At 62.0% G+C, this 19,532-nt stretch carries 13 protein-coding genes and 1 pseudogene; 3 read left to right on the forward strand and 11 right to left on the reverse strand.

What is annotated here, in order from left to right; all coding sequences use genetic code 11:
* Positions 1-118 precede the first annotated feature (118 nt).
* The 4 genes from astD to M5B99_RS27255 form a co-directional block, all read right to left on the reverse strand.
* Positions 119-1,588, reverse strand: coding sequence for a succinylglutamate-semialdehyde dehydrogenase (astD, locus tag M5B99_RS27240; RefSeq protein WP_248806964.1), 1,470 nt, complete (start codon positions 1,586-1,588; stop codon positions 119-121).
* A complete protein-coding gene (astA, locus tag M5B99_RS27245; protein ID WP_248806953.1) occupies positions 1,585-2,610 on the reverse strand; it encodes an arginine N-succinyltransferase in 1,026 nt (341 codons plus the stop codon). Before astA ends, astD begins: the two co-directional genes overlap by 4 nt.
* A gap of 73 nt (positions 2,611-2,683) precedes the next feature.
* On the reverse strand, positions 2,684-3,703 hold the full coding sequence (aruF, locus tag M5B99_RS27250; RefSeq protein ID WP_248806954.1) for an arginine/ornithine succinyltransferase subunit alpha: 1,020 nt from the start codon (positions 3,701-3,703) through the stop codon (positions 2,684-2,686).
* 245 nt (positions 3,704-3,948) lie between these two features.
* A complete protein-coding gene (locus M5B99_RS27255; protein WP_248806955.1) occupies positions 3,949-5,169 on the reverse strand; it encodes an aspartate aminotransferase family protein in 1,221 nt (406 codons plus the stop codon).
* A 264-nt stretch (positions 5,170-5,433) separates the two neighbouring features.
* On the opposite strand from M5B99_RS27255, the gene M5B99_RS27260 reads away from it, so the two are divergent.
* Positions 5,434-10,377, forward strand: coding sequence for a dermonecrotic toxin domain-containing protein (locus M5B99_RS27260; protein ID WP_248806956.1), 4,944 nt, complete (start codon positions 5,434-5,436; stop codon positions 10,375-10,377).
* Positions 10,378-10,380: 3 nt separating this feature from the next.
* Here the strand turns inward: M5B99_RS27260 and M5B99_RS27265 are convergent, their stop codons facing one another.
* The 7 genes from M5B99_RS27265 to acs all read right to left on the reverse strand — a co-directional run bounded on the left by M5B99_RS27265 (position 10,381) and on the right by acs (position 18,291).
* On the reverse strand, positions 10,381-11,373 hold the full coding sequence (locus tag M5B99_RS27265) for a GlxA family transcriptional regulator (protein ID WP_248806957.1): 993 nt from the start codon (positions 11,371-11,373) through the stop codon (positions 10,381-10,383).
* Positions 11,374-11,497: 124 nt separating this feature from the next.
* Complete coding sequence (locus tag M5B99_RS27270; protein ID WP_100944747.1) at positions 11,498-12,262, reverse strand: ABC transporter ATP-binding protein; 765 nt, start codon at positions 12,260-12,262, stop codon at positions 11,498-11,500.
* 28 nt (positions 12,263-12,290) lie between these two features.
* Positions 12,291-13,403, reverse strand: a complete 1,113-nt coding sequence (locus M5B99_RS27275; protein ID WP_248806958.1) for a succinylglutamate desuccinylase/aspartoacylase family protein — start codon at positions 13,401-13,403, stop codon at positions 12,291-12,293.
* Positions 13,404-13,405: 2 nt separating this feature from the next.
* Positions 13,406-14,104, reverse strand: a complete 699-nt coding sequence (locus tag M5B99_RS27280; RefSeq protein WP_248806959.1) for an ABC transporter permease — start codon at positions 14,102-14,104, stop codon at positions 13,406-13,408.
* A complete protein-coding gene (locus M5B99_RS27285) occupies positions 14,101-14,790 on the reverse strand; it encodes an ABC transporter permease (protein ID WP_248806960.1) in 690 nt (229 codons plus the stop codon). The genes M5B99_RS27280 and M5B99_RS27285 overlap by 4 nt, the downstream gene beginning before the upstream one ends.
* Positions 14,791-14,881: 91 nt before the next feature.
* Positions 14,882-15,658 (reverse strand): ABC transporter substrate-binding protein, encoded by a 777-nt coding sequence (locus M5B99_RS27290; RefSeq protein ID WP_248806961.1) that lies wholly within the window; start codon positions 15,656-15,658, stop codon positions 14,882-14,884.
* A 677-nt stretch (positions 15,659-16,335) separates the two neighbouring features.
* A complete protein-coding gene (gene acs, locus M5B99_RS27295) occupies positions 16,336-18,291 on the reverse strand; it encodes an acetate--CoA ligase (RefSeq protein WP_248806962.1) in 1,956 nt (651 codons plus the stop codon).
* 414 nt (positions 18,292-18,705) lie between these two features.
* Here acs and M5B99_RS27300 point away from each other — a divergent pair, with 414 nt between their 5' ends.
* Both M5B99_RS27300 and M5B99_RS27305 read left to right on the forward strand, forming a co-directional pair.
* On the forward strand, positions 18,706-18,969 hold the full coding sequence (locus M5B99_RS27300; RefSeq protein ID WP_248806963.1) for a DUF2790 domain-containing protein: 264 nt from the start codon (positions 18,706-18,708) through the stop codon (positions 18,967-18,969).
* A gap of 429 nt (positions 18,970-19,398) precedes the next feature.
* Positions 19,399-19,532 (forward strand): annotated as a pseudogene (locus M5B99_RS27305) (ribonucleotide-diphosphate reductase subunit beta); the annotation flags it as partial.

Consider the following 19,532-nt stretch of genomic DNA (forward strand, 5'->3'; position numbering starts at 1 on the left):
GACCGCTTTGCGGTCTTCGCTGGCAAGCCAGCTCCTACAGGGGCTGGTGACGCACATGATGCACGCGGCCCACTGTGGGAGCCGGCTTCCCGGCGATCGGGCCCGAAGGCCCGACGACTCAGGAAAGCCGGACACCCGGCGTCAGTGTCGCCGGTACCGTCAAGCTCGGCGTTTCCAGCGACGCCACCGGGTACGCGCAGTAATCCGCCGCGTAATAGGCACTGGCGCGATGGTTGCCCGAGGCCCCGACCCCACCGAACGGCGCGCTGCTGGCAGCCCCCGTCAGTTGTTTGTTCCAGTTGACGATCCCGGCCCGGCTTTCCAGCCAGAACTGCTGGTAACGCGCCTCGGAATCCGACAGCAGGCCGGCCGCCAGGCCGTACTGCGTGTTATTGGCCTCGGCAATCGCCGCGTCGAAATCAGCGTAGCGAATCACTTGCAGCAAGGGTCCGAACAATTCTTCATCAGGACGATCAGCCACTGCCGTTACATCGAGAATACCCGGAGTCAGCAACGCCGCAGTGGCTTGCGGTTGAGTCATTTCCAGCAATGCCAGCGCGCCATGCCCCAACAGATGCGCCTGGGCCTCCATCAACGCACGCGCGGCACCGAGAGACACCACCGAGCCCATGAATGGCGCCGGCTGCTGGTCGAACGCACCGACGTCAATGGTCGCGCTGACCGCCACCAGGCGCTCCAGCAGCTTGTCGCCCCAGGCCCCTTCAGGCACCAGCAGGCGACGGGCACAGGTGCAACGCTGGCCGGCGGAGATAAAGGCCGACTGGATGATGGTGTACACCGCCGCGTCGAGGTCCTGGACCTGATCGACCACCAGCGGGTTGTTGCCGCCCATTTCCAGGGCCAGGATCTTGTCCGGACGCCCGGCGAATTGCTGATGCAGATGGTTGCCGGTACGGCTCGAACCGGTGAAGAACAGACCGTCGATGCCCGCATTCGCCGCCAGGGCGATTCCGGTTTCCCGCGCACCTTGCAGCAGGTTCAACACACCCGCCGGCAGACCGGCTTCGATCCAGCAACCAACGGTCAACTCGGCCACCTTCGGGGTCAGCTCGCTCGGCTTGAACAGCACGCTGTTACCGGCCAGCAACGCCGGCACGATATGCCCATTGGGCAAGTGCCCCGGGAAGTTGTAAGGACCGAACACCGCCACCACACCGTGGGGCTTGTGGCGCAACACGGCGGTGGCGTCGCCCAACGGGCCGCTCTTCTCGCCGGTACGCTCACGATAACTCTGCACCGAGATGGCGATCTTGTTGACCATGCTGGTCACTTCGGTCGCCGCTTCCCACAAAGGCTTGCCGGTTTCTTCACCAATGCAGCGGGCCAGCTCGTCGGCACGGCTTTTCAACTGCGCGGCAAAACTTTCGAGTACGACAATACGCTCGTCGAGGGAACGCTTGGCCCAGGCCGGAAACGCCTGGCGCGCCGCCTGCACGGCGGCATCGACCTGCGCGGCACTGGCGCCCTTGCCGGACCACAGCACCTGCTGGGTCACCGGGTTCAACGATTCGAAGGCTTCGCCCTGGCCTTCCTGCCAGGCACCAGCGATGTAAAGCGTGCTCATTATTTCGACTCCCGGGAAGCAGACAACGGTACCGCACGGACCTGATCGCCCGCGCTCAGTTGAAGACGTTTGGCGGTCAGCGGATCGACCACCAGAGTGCCCGCCGCCAGGCGCGCAGGGGCCGCGGTGATGCGGCAGTCCTCACGCTTGCGGTTGTGGATCAGGTATGGCGTGGCATCGTCACCCGGGGTGCCGATGGCCAGTACCAGCGCCTGGCTGTCGCGCACCGCGCGGATCTTGCTGGTTTCGCATTCCACCGCCGGGCCCGCGTCGAAGATGTCGACATACCCCTGGTAACTGAAGCCTTCGCTCTTGAGCATCGCCAGTGCCGGCTCGGTGTCGGTGTGCACCTTGCCGATCACCGCACGCGCCTCTTCGGAGAGGAAGCAGGTGTACAGCGGAAACTTGGGCATCAGCTCGGCGATAAAGGCCTTGTTGCCGACGCCGGTCAAGTAATCGGCCTGGCTGAACTCCATCTTGAAGAAGTGCCGGCCCAGGCTTTCCCAGAACGGCGAGCGCCCGGCTTCATCGGACATGCCACGCATTTCGGCGATGATCTTGTTACCGAACAGCTCAGGGAATTCAGCGATAAACAGCATCCGCGCCTTGGCTAGCATGCGGCCATTGAGGCCGCTGCGATAATCGGCATGCAGGAACAGCGAGCACAGCTCCGAGTTACCGGTCAGGTCGTTGGCCAGGAACAGCGTCGGAATTTCACGGTAGATCTTCAGCTCCTGGGAAGCGCTGACCGTCAGGCCGACCCGGAAGTTGTACCAGGGCTCACGCAGGCCCACCGCGCCGGCAATGGCACTGATGCCGACCACGCGGCCATCATCGTTTTCGAGCACGAACAGATAGTCCGCATCGCCACGACCGGCTTCGCCAGTGAAGGTTTTTTCCGCCCAGCCGACCCGATGGGCCAGACGCTCTTCGTTGGCCGGCAAGGTGGTCAGGCCGGTACCCGTGCTGCGGGCCAGGTCGATCAGAGCGGGTAAATCGCTGCTGCGTACGGGACGAACGATCATGCTATCTCCTCAAACGGGCACCGGCTGACGGGTGCCCGCGAAACTCGCTGTATGGCTGCTTTCGATACCGGTCTTAAACCGCTACCAGGCGCACGCTGGCACCTTCGCCGACGCCCAGGGCTTCGGCGGCTTGCAGGTCCAGGGTGACCGGTTTGCCCGGCGCATAATCGAGCTCCAGCAGCACCGCGCGGTAATCCTGCAGCAGTGCGTTGGACACCAGGTACTGGCGCCCACCGCCCTTGTAGGTGTCACCGATCTTCACCGGCACCACCCGGCTCTGGGCGATGGAGCGAATCCCGCTGACCCGCGCGTGCAGCGTCGGGCCGCCATCGAAGATGTCGATGTAGTGATCGGTTTCGAAGCCTTCGCGCATCAGGATGTCGAAGGTGATCTGCGCCCGCGGGTGCACCTGGCCCATCGCCTCCTGGGCGGCGTCCGGCAGCAGCGGCACGTAGATCGGGTAATGCGGCATCAGTTCGGCGAGGAAGGTCCGGCTTTTCAGGCCGCACAGGCGCTCGGCCTCGGCGTAGTTCAGGTCGAAGAAGTTGCGGCCGATGGCGTCCCAGAACGGCGAGTCGCCATGCTCGTCGCTGTAGCCGACGATCTCGGTCACCACCGAATCGGCGAAGCGCTCCGGATGACTGGCGACGAATAGCAGGCGGCCACGGGAGTTGAGCTCCGACCAGGCCGAACCCACCAGCTCCGGGACCACGTAGAAGCTGGTCAGCAGGCTGTTGCCGGTCAGGTCGTGGCACTGCGAGAGCACATGGATCTTGTTGTGGATCTTCAGCTCACGGGACGCATGCACGAAGGTCTCGTTACGGAAGCTGTAGAACGGCTCCGAGTAGCCGGCCGAGGCGACGATGGCCGAACAGCCCGCCAACTTGCCGGTGGCGGTGTCTTCGAGCACGAAGAAATAGCTTTCCTCGCCATTGAAGCTGACTTCGGCGGCGAACGAGGCTTCGCTTGCGGCGATCTTGTCGCGCAGGCGGCCTTCGTCATCCGGCAGGGAAGTGACACCGATCGGGCTGTCCGCGGCCAGGCGCCGTACCTCGTCCAGGTCAGCCATTTGCGCGGGGCGCATCACCAGCATGGTGTCACTCCTTCAATCCAGAACAGGTCGACGCTTGGCGCCGACAGAAAAAAAATACCGGGAGGGCTACGCCGAGCTTTTCTGTAGGAGCAAGCTTGCTCGCGAGGCAGGCGCCGCGTTTTTTCAGACAAACCGCGGTGAGGCCATCGCGAGCAAGCTTGCTCCTTACAAGAATCGACGTGCTTGCCCGGTACGGGAAATATAGGCCCGGCGGCGGCCATCCGGGGCCACCGCCGGGCGGTCCATCAGGCTTGCGTCAGCTTGGCCACGGCGCGCTCGAAGCGATCCAGGCCTTCGTTGATGTCCGCGTCTTCAACCACCAGGCTCGGGGCGAAACGAATCACATCCGGGCCGGCTTGCAGGATCATCAGGTTTTCTTTTTCCGCGGCATTGAACACGTCCTTGGCCTTGCCCTTCCAGGCATCGGCCAGCACGCAACCGAGCAACAGGCCCATGCCACGCACCTGGGTGAACAGGCCGTATTTGGCGCCGATCTGCTCCAGACGGGTCTTGAACAGGTCGTGCTTGGCTTTCACGCCGCTCAACACCTGCGGGGTGTTGATCACATCGATCACCGCGTTGCCGACTGCGCACGCCAGCGGGTTACCGCCGTAAGTGGTGCCGTGGGTGCCGACCACCAGGTGCTTGGCCAGCGCTTCAGTGGTGAGCATTGCGGCAATCGGGAAACCGCCGCCCAGGCTCTTGGCGCTGGTGAGGATGTCCGGGGTCACGCCGTATTCCATGTAGGCGAACAGCGAGCCGCTGCGGCCCATGCCGGTCTGCACTTCGTCGAACACCAGCAGCGCGTCGTGCTGGTTGCACAGCTCGCGGGCGCCTTGCAGGTAGGCCAGCTCGGCCGGCAGCACGCCGCCCTCGCCCTGGATCGGTTCCAGCACCACGGCGCAGGTCTTGTCCGAGATCGCGGCTTTCAGCGCGTCGAGGTCATTGAACGGCACGTGGGTGATACCGGTGATCTTCGGACCGAAGCCATCGGAATACTTCGACTGGCCACCGACGTTCACGGTGAACAGAGTGCGACCGTGGAAGCTGTTCAGCGCGGCGATGATTTCGTACTTCTCTGAACCGAAACGGTCGAACGCCACGCGACGGGCCAGCTTGAAAGCGGCCTCGTTGGCTTCGGCGCCGGAGTTGCAGAAGAACACCCGTTCGGCGAAGGTCGCGTCCACCAGTTTCCTGGCCAGGCGCAGGGCCGGCTCGTTGGTGAATACGTTGGACACATGCCACAGCTTGTTCGCCTGCTCGGTCAGCGCGCCGACCAGCGCCGGGTGCGCGTGGCCCAATACGTTAACCGCGATACCGCCGGCGAAATCGATCAGCTCCCGGCCCGCCTGGTCCCATACTCGGGAACCCGCGCCGCGCACAGGAATAAAAGCCGCAGGTGCGTAGTTGGGAACCATGACCTGGTCGAAATCGGCGCGGTGCACCGGAGCTTGCTCAACGGACATCGGAGTCTCCTGAAGAGGAACGCCTGCCTGGAACTGGCGAGCGATGGGGGGATTGTAAGGACAGTTTTCGGTCAGGCCTTGCCGCCAAGCGACAACTTCTTATAGCGCCAAACCGGGTTTTGCCGAGGTTGTCGGCAATGCGACAAATTGCGTCGCAAAGGCGCAGTTTAAACGCTGGCCCGGGTTTTGGTATCTATTTAGGCACGGCTGTCCCCGGGCGCTGGATAGCCTCGCTGCTTTACCCGCCGCACGAGAAACCGCGCCATGCCGACGCCCGCCGAAACCACGCCCGCGCATTACCCCGATAATTTCGAACTGATCAAAAGCAAACTGCCGGACTGGCTGACGAACGCCTCCCCGATCCTGCGTCAGGCCCATGGCGACAGCCTGCTGCTGACCCATACCCACAAGGCCAGGCTGGCTGAATACCTGCAAGCCTTGCAGGGTCTGGAGGCCTTTGCCGTGCCGATCCTGTCCAACGCCCTGAGAACCCGCTTCGGACACGAACTGGATCCGCAACGCGACCGAATCACCGGCGTACGGCTGGTCACTGCCGAGACACTTTCGACGCCACGCAAGGTCTCGGTCGTCGATATGAGCCTGCTGGAAGCCGCCCTGAAGAACTTCGTTGCGCCCCGGCATGAAAACCTGACTTTTTATAACGAATCCAGCCTTTACCGGCGGATCAGCGCCAGGCAGGACCTGCCCATTCAGACCTTCACACCCCGCGGGTTCGTCGAGCTGTGCCGGGAGCTGGATATCGGTGGCCAGTACGACCGCCATATGGCGGCAGTGCTACTGCCAAAATCGCCTTCCGGCGAAGCGGACAACCGTTTTCGCGATCAATTCGAGCTCAGCGAAAGCTACGAACTGATCACCCAGGCCCATATTGCCCTGATGAAAGGCAACATAACTCCCTCGACCCACGAGCTGCTGATGGCGGCCAGCCAACAGGGTCGCCTGCCCTATTGGGATGGCAAGCGGGTGAACTGCTGCGAACTGCAAATGTTCAACTTCAGAACGCCCCTCAGCAGTTCGATCGGCGTCACACTCAAAGGCGCCCTGCTGATTGAGCACCAGGACACCCTGGCCGCACGCAACCGCCCTTGCATCGTCTATCTGAGCGGCGATCCGGACCAGGCACTCAAGCAATACGCCAGCTTCGAGGCCTTCGAACAGGAACTGGGCATTCGCCTGGCCGGCAGCGACTACCGGGCCTTCTTCGGCCGCTACATCAACCAGCGTACCCAATCGGCTTTTTCCAGGGCCCTCGAACGCCGGCTTTCCACTTCCGGCAAAGCCACCGAGCTGCAACTCAAACGCTTCCTCCTGACCGATCATCCGCTACGCGAGCTCTATACCCAGCACCTGGTCAAGTTGATGGATGACGGCAATTTCAACGCCGTTCCGGTAGCCGATATCGACCGTCAGGACCACCGGGAATACCTGCAATCGCTGGGCAACACCGGCCTGAACCTGCTGAACGCGGCCGCACTGTTCGTTCCCGGCCTGGGCGAAGCGATGCTGGCGGTGGCCGGCGCACAGATGTTCAGCGCGATCTACAACGGCATCGAGGACTGGCGTCACGATGAACGCGAGCAAGGCCTCAAAGGACTGATCGGTGTCACCCTGAATCTGGCGCTGATCGGCGGTACCACCGTGGTCGCCCATCGATTCTCCGGGGCCGGGCTGGTCAGGGAACTGAAACAGGTGACCCTGCCCAGCGGCGAAAGCACCCTGTGGAAACCCGACCTGACACCCTACGAACACCTGGAGCTGCCCGAACGCGTACAACCGAGCGCCAGCGGCCTCCATACGGTCAACGACCGCCAGTACCTCAAGCAAGGCAACCGGTTCTATGAGGCCGAGCTCCCCGCCCTGGGCAATCGCGGCCGGATCAAACACCCGCGCCGCCCCAACCAATACTCGCCCGCCTTCTGGCATAACGGTGCCGGTGCCTGGTTTCACGAACTGGAGAACCCCTTGCAGTGGCAAGGCCCCCAGCTGATGCACCGCCTGGGTTTCGCCGGCGAAGCCTTTTCCGATCTCGACACCACGCGGATCATGGCCGTCAGCGACACCGACGAAGCCCTGCTGCGCCGGGTACATTTCGACAGCCAGCGGCCCCCCGCCCTGCTCAAGGACAGCCTGCTGCGCTTTCGCCTCGACCGCGATATCCAGCGCTTTATCGAGCAGTTGGCCCGAGGCGAGGCCGCGCCTGACGAAAGCATGCAGGAACAGATCCTGCTGGATTTCTGGCAAGCGCAACCCAAGGCCTTGCGAGTGGTGGACGACCGGGGACAGCTGATCATGGAGACCGTTCGCCCCGACAAGGCCCGGGGGCAACGGGTGGTTATCGCGCGCGACCAATTGCACAACGGCGACCTGCTCAAGAGCGTGCTGAACTCGCCCGACCTGGAAGAAAGCGATATCCGCGCGCTGCTGGGGGAAAGCCAGAGTTTCGCCGCCGCCGCCGAAAAGCCGGAAACGCGACTGCTGAACTTTCGCAAGCAAATCGCCCGGCACGCCCGCTACCGGCAAAAAATGCTGTTCGAATCGCAATATCGGTTTCGCACTCAATCACCTGATCCCTCAGTGGCCGTGCTGCAAACAGCCTTTCCCGACCTGCCCGTGGCCGTGCTCGAAGAACTCGCCGAACACGCCAGCGGCACACAACTGCAGGCCTTGCGCGAGTCCGCCGAGATCGCGCCGGGCCTCGCCGACGAGGCCCAGCTGTATCGTCAGCAGGTGCGCCTGGCTCGCGCCCGCGAAGGCCTGTACCTGAAATCCAGCGGCAATGCCGACAGCGAAAAGCTCATTCTGCACAGCGTGCAACGCCTGTCGGGCTGGCCCGCACAGGTGCGTATCGAAGTCCGCGCGCAATTCTCGGCCGGGCCTTTGCTCGACAGCATCGGCGCCAGCGACGCGCCGATCCGCAAAGTGCTGATCAAGGAAAACGGCCTGTACCAGACCCGCGATGCGCTGGATCAGGAACTGCACGGGTCCGACAATCTCTACGCGTCGTTGCTGCATGCCTTGCCCGATGCGCAACGCAATCTACTGGGCTATCCCAACCCCAACCAGGGCGAACAATTGCAGCAAGCCGTGCAGAACAGCCGCCTGCCCGATGCCGACACGCTCCGCCAGTGGCTGGACATGCCACCGGCAATCCCCGGCGAACGCTCCCCCATGGCTTTGGCCAAGCGGCGCCCCGGCTATCCGCTCAGTGGTCGCGGAGCGCCGCGGGCGGGCAGTCGCTGGGCCCTCGAAGACCGTGTAGCGCGGCTGTTCCCGAGTTTTTCCGATGAGCGCATCCGAGAATTTATCGGCAGCCTGAACAGCATGCGAATCTTCGATGAACTGCGGCGGCTGGAGCAGGAGTCCCAACAACTGGCGCAAGAGCTGGATCTCTGGTCGTTCATCACCTCCGCCACCCACCCGGTCACCGGAGAGCGCTTGAGCCTGATGCAGCGCATCAACCAACAACGCACCCGCAGCCAGTTCGCTGAAGCCATCCGCCGTTGCTGGCGCCGTGAACCCGACCTGTTCTACTCGAACAATCCCCAAGAGCATGGCTACACCCTCAGCGCCAACGGCCTGCTCGGCGAACTGCCCGAACTGTCCGTCGACTTCGAGCATGTCCGCCACCTGAACCTGGTGGCCAATACGCCGGCCCGGGAACTGGCTCAATTCATGAAACGCTTCCCCAACCTGCGCCGGCTCTCCATACGCGGCTTTCAACTCGACACCCTGCCCGAGTCGATATCGCGGGGACGACTGACCGAACTGAGCCTGATCGACTGCAATGTGCGCCTGAGGCCCGCAACCGCACAGGCGCTCTCGACGATGCACAGCCTGGAGATCCTCGACCTGAGTGGCAATCCTCTCGGCCTGCTCCCCGACCTGAGTCAACTGCACGCGCTGGAAGTGCTCGACCTGAGCCGCACCGGGATCAGTGCACTCCCCAGCGGCCTGTTCGACCTGCCGCAACTGGAAACCGCCCTGCTTGTAGATAACGCCATCAGCGATCTGCCACAGACGCTCAATGAGATATCCGGCAACCTCGGTTCCGGCCTCGACCTGAGCGGCAACCCGCTGTCCGAGACCAGCCTGCAACGCGCCCGCGACTACTACCGCAGAACAGGCCACTCGCTCGGCGTCCAGTCCCAGGCCGAACGAACCCGGATACGGGCGCTTTACCCGGGCCTGAATGACGAACAACTGGAGAGTTTCATCCGGGCCCAGCCGCGCGCCCTCGAGGAATCCTTGAGTCAGTTGAGCCGGCTGGAAGCTCAATTCCGCCAGCTGCGCGCCGACCTGCGGGCCTGGAGCGGCGATATCCCCGCGCGCCATCCGGAAACGCAGGAACCGCTCAGCGCGGTAGAACTGGCGGTGGAGAGCCTGAACCGACAGGAGTTTGCGCAACAGCTGCAACGTAGCTGGCAGCGCCTGAGCGAAGAACGATTACCTGACGGTACAGGCTTTTACAACTTCACCTTCACCCGGCGAATCACCGGCAGGCTGCCCGCGCTTTCAGCGGATTTCAGCCATATCGCCCACCTGGAGCTCCATGGTTATGGCGCCAGCCACGGACTCGATGCCTTCCTCCACAGCTTCCCCCATCTACGGGCGTTGTATGCCTCCAGCTTTATCGAGCGGGATTTCCCCGCCGCTATTTTCGACATGCCGCACTTGAGCACCCTGGAGCTGCCCTATGGCCTGATCCAACTGAGTGAAGCCTCGCGCCAGCGACTCTCGGACTTGACCGGCTTGCGCATGCTCGACCTGTCCGGCAATCCGCTGCGAGCCGAGGGAACGCGACTGACACCGGACGTGACACGGATGACGGACCTGAACGTGCTCGACCTGAGCGACAGCGGTATCGAGCAGACACCCGAAGGACTGTTCAGGCTAGGTGCGCTGGAGACTGTCGACTTGCGCGACAACCAGATCGGCGACATACCGGAAAGTCTTTTCGAGGTACCGACCTCGCAACCCGTGACCTATGACTTCAGGAACAACCCACTGACAGAGGCCAGCCTGCAACGGGTCCGCAACTACAGAGAGCTGAACGGCGGCGTGCAGGAGGTCAGAATCCTGATCGGTGACGATCTGAGCAGCAGCGAGGGGAGCGAGAGCGAAAGCGACAATGGCAGCAGTGTTCCGCCATTGGCCTCACCCACGCCGCCGCCGGCTCACGAGGAATAAGCTTCAGCCACGTTCCGAAGGCACCGACGACAACTCGAACGGACTGCTGCTACGCCGCTGGTTGCGATCTTCCCGCGGCGTGGCGCCAAAGAAGTTGCGGTAGGCACTGGAGAAATGCGGCCCCGAGGAGAAACCGCAGGACAGGCCGATCTGGATGATCGACTTGCTGGTCTGCATCAGCATCTGCCGGGCCTTGTTCAGGCGCAGTTCCAGGTAGTACTGGCTCGGCACGCGGTTGAGGTATTGCTTGAAGATCCGCTCCAACTGACGCCGCGACACACAGACATGCTGGGCGATCTCGTCGGTGGTCAGCGGCTCCTCGATATTGGCCTCCATCAGCAGCACGGCCTGGGTCAGCTTCGGATGACTGGAACCCAGGCGGTTCTGCAACGGAATACGCTGACGCTCGCCGCCTTCGCGGATGCGTTCGACCACCAGTTCCTCGGAAACCGCACCGGCCAGCTCAGCACCATGGTCACGGGCCAGGACCGCCAGCAACAGGTCCAGCACCGACAGGCCGCCACAGGCGGTCAGGCGATCACGGTCCCAGTCGAACAGATGACTGGTGGCGATCACCTTGGGAAAACGTTCGGCGAAATCATCCTGCCAGCGCCAGTGCACCGCCGCGCGGTAACCGTCGAGCAGACCGAGCTGGGCCAACGGGTAGACCCCGGCGGACAAACCGGCCACCACGCAACCGGCGCGAACCAGCTGCTTGAGGGCACTGCTCAAGGCCGGCGCCAGGCTGGTCGGCGGCTCATCGGCCAGCAGGAAGAGTTTCTGGAAGCCTTCCAGCTTGCCGGCCCAAGGTTCACCAGGCAGTTGCCAGCTACCACCGGGCAAGGCCTCGGTCAGTGCTTCGGCCTGCAGAAAGGACAATTCGTAGACGACTTCCGGATGCACCCGTTGTGCGACACGCAAGGCCTCCTCGGCCAGCGCCAGCGTCAAGGCTTGGGTGCTGGGCCAAATCAGGAAACCAATTCGATGGGCAGTCATGGCAGGCAATCCGAAAACAGAACAGAGTGAAAAGCCGAGGGCAGCCAACTCAAAATAGACCACGCCGCGCTCGGCGCGCAGCATGACCTATTTGGGTGCGCAACGGCAGCATAAAAAGCGACGACTATTTCAAGCTGCCCGAGAGGAATTGCTGCAGGCGCTCGGACTGCGGGTTGACCAATACCTCGCGCGGATTGCCGCGTTCTTCGACCACACCTTTATGCAAAAACACCAGCTGGTTGGAGACTTCACGGGCAAAGCCCATCTCGTGGGTCACCACCACCATGGTCCGGCCTTCCTGGGCCAGGGCCTGCATCACCTTCAGCACGTCGCCGACCAGCTCCGGGTCGAGCGCCGAGGTCGGCTCGTCGAACAGCATCACTTCCGGCTCCACCGCCAGCGCCCGGGCAATCGCCACGCGCTGCTGCTCACCGCCGGACATATGACCCGGGTAGGCGTCCTTGCGATGCGCCACGCCGACTTTTGCCAGGTAGTACTCGGCCTTTTCCAGCGCCTCTTTCTTCGACATGCCGAGGACGTGAATCGGCGCCTCGATAATGTTTTCCAGGGCGGTCATGTGCGACCACAGATTGAAATGCTGGAACACCATCGACAGCCGCGAGCGCATGCGCTGCAACTGTTTCGGATCGGCGGCCTTCAGCGCGCCGTCCTTGCCGGCCACCAGCTTCAACTCTTCATTGTTGAGCAGGATGCGCCCCGCATAGGGTTGCTCCAGCAGGTTGATGCAGCGCAGAAACGTACTTTTGCCGGAGCCACTGGAGCCGATGATGCTGATCACATCGCCGGCGGCGGCTTCCAGGGACACGCCCTTGAGCACTTCGTGACTGCCATAGCGTTTATGCAGGTCTTGGACTTCAAGCTTGTACATGCGGTCGGTTCTCACAAAAACAGTCAGGTCAGTCGCTGAGCAGGCGTCCGTGGCGAAGCGGTACGCGCCCCGCCACCTTGGCCAGCCAGATCGAGGGTTGGGCGTAACGCAGCCGCTCCACGGCATACAACACACCGCTCGTGCCGGCACACACGGTGCTGACCCGGTCGGACAAGGGATCGATCACTTCGAACAGGGGGTCGCCGGCTTCCACCCAACTGCCCACCGGCCGCAGGAAACTCAACACACCGGGGTGCGGTGCGTAGAGCAATTCGGTGCCTTCGAACGGCATGCCCTCGCAAGGCTCCTGTTGCGCGGCCGGCCATTGGCCATCAATCAGGCCCTGCTCCGCCAGGAAAGCGAGAATCCCCTCGGCATGAGCCTCGGCTTGCTCGCGACCGGTGTCGGCCTGGCCGCCCAGCTCAATGGTGGTCGCCATGCACGCCAGTGGGATCTGCGCGCCCGGGAACGCCTGCGACAGGCGCAGCCACGGCAACGAACAGGCTTCGTCGAACGAGGTGCCGCCCGACTCTTCCGCCAGCAGCCCGACGCGAACGTCGAGATGCGCCGCCAGGGAACGCCACTGCGGCCAGTGCTGGGGAAAGGTGTACATGTGCAACGCGGCTTCGCTGTCGCAATGCAGGTCGAGCACCAGGTCGGCATCGCAGGCATGGTTGAGCAGCACTCGTTGCATGCCTTGCAACTGACTGGTCGCCGCCGGCAGCGCAGCCAGCACCTCCAGCATGGCCTGGCGAATCAGTTGAACGTTAGCGTGCGGGTCATCGCCCAGGCGATCTTTCACCAGGGCACTGACCGGCTCGGTCAACTGGACGAAATCGCGGTTGAAGTTCTTGCCGCTGCCGTACTCGAAACGGCCTTGATGATTACCTTGCAGCAACTGGCCGAGGCCGATCGGATTGGCCACCGGCACCAGCTCGATCACGCCCTTGAGGGCACCGCGGGCTTCCAGCTCGACCAGGCGTTTTTTCAGCTCCCAGGCCGTGCGCATGCCCGGCAACTCGTCGGCATGCAGGCTGGCCTGGATATAGGCCTTGCGCTCACCGTTACCGAAACGGAACACCGACAGCTGGCGCTCCGTGCCCAGGCTGCCCCAGGGCAAGGAATGATCGATACGTTGCATAGTCAGTGCTTCCTCGGTGCCAGGTAACCCAACCAACGGCGCTCAGCCAGCTTGAACAGCCGCACCAGGATAAAGGTCAGGCACAGGTAGAACGCGCCGGCGGTGATGTAGGCCTCGAACGGCAGGTAATACTGGGCGTTGACCGTGCGCGCGGCACCGGTGATGTCGATCAGGGTGACGATGGACGCCAGGCTGGTGGTCTGCAGCATCATGATCACTTCGTTGCTGTACTGCGGCAACGCCCGGCGCAGGGCCGACGGCAGCAGGATGCGGCGGTACAGTTTATAGCGCGACATACCCATGGCCTTGGCCGCCTCGATCTCGCCATTGGGCGTGGCCCGCAGGCTGCCGGCGATGATTTCGGCGGTGTAGGCGCTGGTGTTGATGGCAAAGGCCAGGCAGGCACAGAAGGTCGCGCTCGACAGCCAGGGCCAGAGGAAACTCTCGCGCACCGCCTCGAACTGGGCCAGGCCGTAGTAGATCAGGAACAGCTGCACCAGCATCGGCGTGCCGCGGATCACGTAGGTGTAGAGCCAGGCGCTCATGTTCACCAGCGGCCGCTTGGACACCCGCATCAGCCCCAGGGGCAATGCCGCCATCAGACCGAACAGCAAGGACAAGGCCAGCAGTTTCAAGGTGGTCAGCAGACCGCCGAGGTACAGCGGCATGGCTGCCCAGATGACGTTGTAGTCGAAGATCATAGATCAGCCGCCCTTACGCCTACCGAGTAGCGCTTCTCAAGGTGACGCAATGCCAGCAACGAGACGCTGGTGATCACCAGGTACATCGCCGCCACCGCGAGGAAGAAGGTGAAAGGCTCGCGGGTGGCATCCGCCGCCTGCTTGGCCTTGAACATCATGTCTTGCAGGCCGACCACGGAAATCAGCGCGGTGGCCTTGGTCAGGACCAGCCAGTTGTTGGTGAAACCGGGAATCGCCAGGCGAATCATCTGCGGCACCAGCACCCGGAAAAACACTTGCAGGCTGCTCATGCCATAGGCCATGCCGGCTTCGGCTTGCCCCTTGGGGATCGCCATGAAGGCCCCACGGAAGGTTTCCGACAGGTAAGCGCCGAAAATAAAGCCCAGGGTGCCGATACCGGCGACCAGCGGGTTGAGGTCGATGTAGTCGTCATAACCGAGCAGCGGCGCGACACGGTTGAGCAGGTCCTGGCCACCGTAGAAGATCAGCAGGATCAGCACCAGGTCGGGAATCCCGCGGATGACCGTGGCATACAGGTCGCCGAGCCAGGCCAGCCAACGTACCGGCGACAGGCGCAAGGCCACCCCGATCAACCCCAGGACAATGGCCAGGGCCATGGATGACAAGGCGAGCTGAAGCGTCAGCCAAACGCCATCGAGGATGACAGCCCCGTAGCCTTTCAACATGATTCAGATCCTCGGAATTAGGGATGAAAAAATGGCGCAAACCTCAGAGCTCCTGCTGCTTGCGCCATTTCGGACTTGTCACCGCGGCGGGTTACTTGCCGTAGATATCGAAGTCGAAGTACTTGTCCTGGATCTGCTTGTACGTGCCGTTGGCACGGATCGCGACGATGGCGGCGTTGATCTTGTCCAGATCGGCCTTGTCGCCTTTGCGCACGGCGATGCCGATGCCGTCACCGAAATATTTCTCGTCGGTGAATTGCGGGCCGACGAAGGCGAAGCCCTTGCCGGAATCGGTCTTCAGGAAACCGTCCTGCAGCAGGGTGGCGTCAGCCACGGTGCCGTCGAGACGACCGGCGGCCACATCCAGGTAGATCTCGTTCTGCGAACCGTAAGGCTTGATTTCAGCGCCCAGCGGCTTGAGGACTTCTTCAGCGAAACGGTTGTGGATCGAACCACGCTGCACACCGATCTTCTTGCCCTTGAGCTCGGACAGGTTGTCACTGACAACGCTGCCTTCCTTCATCACCAGGCGCGCCGGGGTGTTGTAGTACTTGTTGGTGAAATCGACCGACTTCTTGCGATCATCGGTGATCGACATCGACGACAGGATGGCGTCGATCTTGCGCACCTTGAGGGCCGGGATCAGGCCGTCGAACTCTTGCTCGACCCAGACGCATTTGACCTTCATCTCAGCGCACAGGGCATTGCCGATGTCGTAGTCGAAACCGACGATGCTGCCGTCCGGCGCCTTGGAGGCGAACGGAGGGTAGGCGGCTTCGATACCAATTTTCAGTGGTTTTTCATCGGCGAATGTCGGCAGCGACAGCACGGACAGTGCCAGGGCACCAAGCAGCACGAGTTTCTTCATCTTGAGACTCCATCGGTCAAGGGCAAAACGGCAGAGTGAGCAACAGCCCAATATGCGGATGGGAAAGCAGTCTTCGCGTAACGGTCGGCGGCGAACCGGTTCAAGGCGCGCCACGACAAGCGAGTGATCGGCATTCTAACGACAGGCCCGAAGCCGATATTTCCTCAATGCGACAACTAATTACAGAAGCGCCGAGAAAGCGGGATAGGCACATTGACAACTCTTGATTTTCATGCAAGAGCGAAAGAAGGGATAACCGATCTATCCTGCAAATAGCGGGCCTATTATTGGCAAAGCCTTCTATTCCGGCAAGCACGGTGTTCGATGAGATTTAAAAGGCCGTGGATTCGGGCCGAAAACGGGCACCGGCGTTTCCCTTTGCCCCGTGTCCGGGCAGCAGGTGACACATTTGGTTACCTCCCGGACGAGCGGTAACAGACGAAGGAATTCACAACAAAAACCGATATTTATCTCACTTCACTCACGCCCCCTCCTCGCTCTTAGCGGGCTAACTTCCGTGGGAGCCGGCTTGCCGGCGATGAGGCCCTCGAGCCTTGCAGCGCCCATGCGGCCGCCATCGCCGGCAAGCCAGCCCACAGAAGGCAGACCCTCTTCATAACGTAAAAAGCCCCGCCCGGCACAATGCCGGACGGGGCTCAGTCAACCTTGAACGCGTGTTACGCGGCGTTCATGGTCTTGTGGGTATCGATCAGATGCTGCACCACACCCGGGTCCGCCAGGGTGGAAATATCCCCCAGGCCGTCGTACTCGCCCGTGGCAATCTTGCGCAGGATACGCCGCATGATTTTCCCCGAACGGGTCTTCGGCAAGCCCGGTGCCCACTGGATGACATCCGGCGTGGCAATCGGCCCGATTTCCTTGCGCACCCAGCTCTTCAGCTCCAGGCGCAGCGCCTCGCTGGGCTCTTCGCCACCGTTGAGGGTGACATAGACATAGATGCCCTGCCCCTTGATATCGTGCGGCACACCGACCACCGCCGCTTCGGCGACTTTCGGGTGGGCGACCATGGCGCTCTCGATCTCGGCAGTGCCCATGCGGTGACCGGACACGTTCAGCACGTCATCCACGCGCCCGGTGATCCAGTAGTAACCGTCTTCGTCGCGACGCGCGCCGTCACCGGTGAAATACATGCCACGGAAGGTCTTGAAGTAGGTATCGACGAAACGGTCGTGATCGCCGTACAAAGTCCGCGCCTGGCCCGGCCACGAATCGAGGATCACCAGGTTGCCTTCGGCGGCGCCCTCGATGATGTTGCCCAGGTTATCCACCAGCGCCGGCACCACGCCAAAGAACGGCCGTGTCGCCGAACCCGGCTTGAGCGCATGGGCGCCCGGCAGCGGGCTCATCATGTTGCCGCCGGTCTCGGTCTGCCACCAAGTATCGACGATCGGGCAGCGCGACTTGCCGACATTCTTGTAGTACCACTCCCAGGCTTCCGGGTTGATCGGCTCGCCCACCGAGCCCAGCAGGCGCAGGCTGCTGCCATCGGCGCCTTCGACGGCCGCGGTACCCTGGGCCATCATGGCGCGGATTGCGGTCGGGGCGGTGTAGAGAATATTGACTTTGTGCTTGTCGACGATCTTCGCCACCCGGGTGATGTCCGGATAGTTCGGTACGCCTTCGAACATCAGGGTGGTCGCGCCGTTGGCCAGCGGGCCATAGACAATGTAAGTGTGGCCGGTGACCCAGCCGACATCGGCGGTACACCAGTAGACCTCGCCCGGACGGTAATCGAACACCCGCTCATGGGTCAGCGCCGCATACAGCAGGTAGCCGCCGGTGGTGTGCTGCACGCCCTTGGGCTTGCCAGTGGAGCCGGAGGTGTAGAGGATGAACAGCGCTTCTTCGGCGCCCATCTCTTTCGGTGCGCAGACGCTGCCCGCGACCTTCATCAGGTCTTCGAACCAGATGTCGCGATGCTGGTTCCACTTGATATCGCCACCCGTGCGCTTGCACACGATGACTTTCTGGACACTGCTGGTTTCCGGGTTGGTCAGGGCGTCGTCAACGTTGGCTTTGAGCGGAATCCTCTTGCCGGCACGCACACCTTCATCGGCGGTGATCACCACTTTGGAACGGCAGTCGATGATGCGACCGGCCAGGGCTTCCGGCGAAAAACCACCGAACACCACCGAGTGGATCGCGCCGATGCGGGCACAGGCCAGCATGGCGACCGCGGCTTCGGGGATCATCGGCATATAGATGGTCACCACGTCGCCGCGATGTACATCCTGGCCACGCAGGGCGTTGGCGAATTTGCAGACCTGCTCGTGCAGCTCGCGGTAAGTGATGTTGCGGGATTCGGCGGGATCGTCGCCTTCCCAGATGATCGCGACCTGATCGCCACGCTCGGCCAGATGGCGGTCCAGGCAGTTGTAGGAAACGTTCAGGGTGCCGTCGGCAAACCACTTGATATCGACATGGTGATCATCGAAGGAGGTTTGCTTCACCGTGGTGAAAGGTTTGATCCAGTCGAGGCGCTTGGCTTGCTCGCGCCAGAAGCCGTCTGGATTGACGACCGACTGCTGGTACATCGCCTTGTAGGTCGCCTCGTCGGTCAGCGTAGTCGCCAGAACCTCAGGACGAACGGGGTACAGGGAAGCCGCACTCATCTTTCTTACCTCGGTGGATATGTTGTTGTTTTATGACCCACTTGTAGCCGGGCCCGCGCCTTGAAGCCATTCGACGATGGTAGTAACAAACACCGGCAAAAGCTCGTGTCAACCGCGGCAAGGCTTCAAGCACGCTGCCTGCGACGATTTTCGAGGTACCGAAAATAACTCGAAAAACACGCCGGGGAGACGTTTTTCGACGATTGTTACAGGTTTTGTCAATAGTCTTTATCAAAACCCCCTCTATATGAATATTTTGTAGCCTCTTAACATTCGCTTCGCCAACTAAGGCAACGAATTAACTTAGCGACAGCCCCCACGAAGGCCGTTAATTCGAATTCAAATCAAGACCGTTGCACACGTAGCCTGACCAGGGCTACGTGACCCCTTACGACCCGAAGAAGGTAAATCGAGATGAAAGCTCTAGTCGTTCTGGCCCTCAGCAGCCTGTGTGCAACCGCCATGGCTGACGAGATTCCAACCGACACTGCCAGCCACAACGTTCCGGTGGAACAGTACACTTACAGTTCTCACCCGGATATTCAAAAAGTTATCTCCATGAGCGAAGTACCGGATGTTTGCGAAGTTGTCCCGGCGCGCATGGTCTATGAAGACTCGCAAGGCACCCGGCATATCATGGAATACCGGATCATGGGTAACGGTTGCTCCCACGGCTAAGATCCCGGCCTGATCCAGCCTTGCAAAACCACCCGCCGCAGGAAGCGCTTCTTGCGGCAAAGGTGTCCCCCCTGCTTTCCCCCGCCACCACGACCGCTCCGCAGCTGCCCGGATCATTTCTGGCAAAAACTGGCTGAAACGCCCAGACAAAAACCTTATACTGTCGGTATCCATTCGCGCCTGAAAAAGCGTCGAATCGAGCTGCAAACCCTCGTTGATTCAGGCCCTTGCAGGCCACAGGGGAAGGCCCGGCGCCCTCTCCCGTCGACGACACCGGGTCATCCCGTACCTATTCCATGTTTTTGCGTGCACGAACCGCTGCTGCAAGCAACATATCCTTTAGATCCAAAGCGGCCATTGGTCGTGTGACAAGCAAACCATCAGTGTTTTCACACGGGCATCAGGCCCTCACGCAGGAGACGACACGTCATGCTGAGCTGGGACGAATTCGACAAAGAAGAAGGCGAGGTTGCCGTCAAGGGCGCCAACGCCGGCCACGCCACCGAAGCCAACATGGACCGCCTCGACAGCGCCGGTGGCGCCGCGGCCCAGGAGGCCAGGAG

It is taken from the genome of Pseudomonas sp. MWU13-2100 (genome assembly GCF_023242365.1).
In the GTDB taxonomy this organism is placed as follows: Bacteria; Pseudomonadota; Gammaproteobacteria; order Pseudomonadales; family Pseudomonadaceae; genus Aquipseudomonas.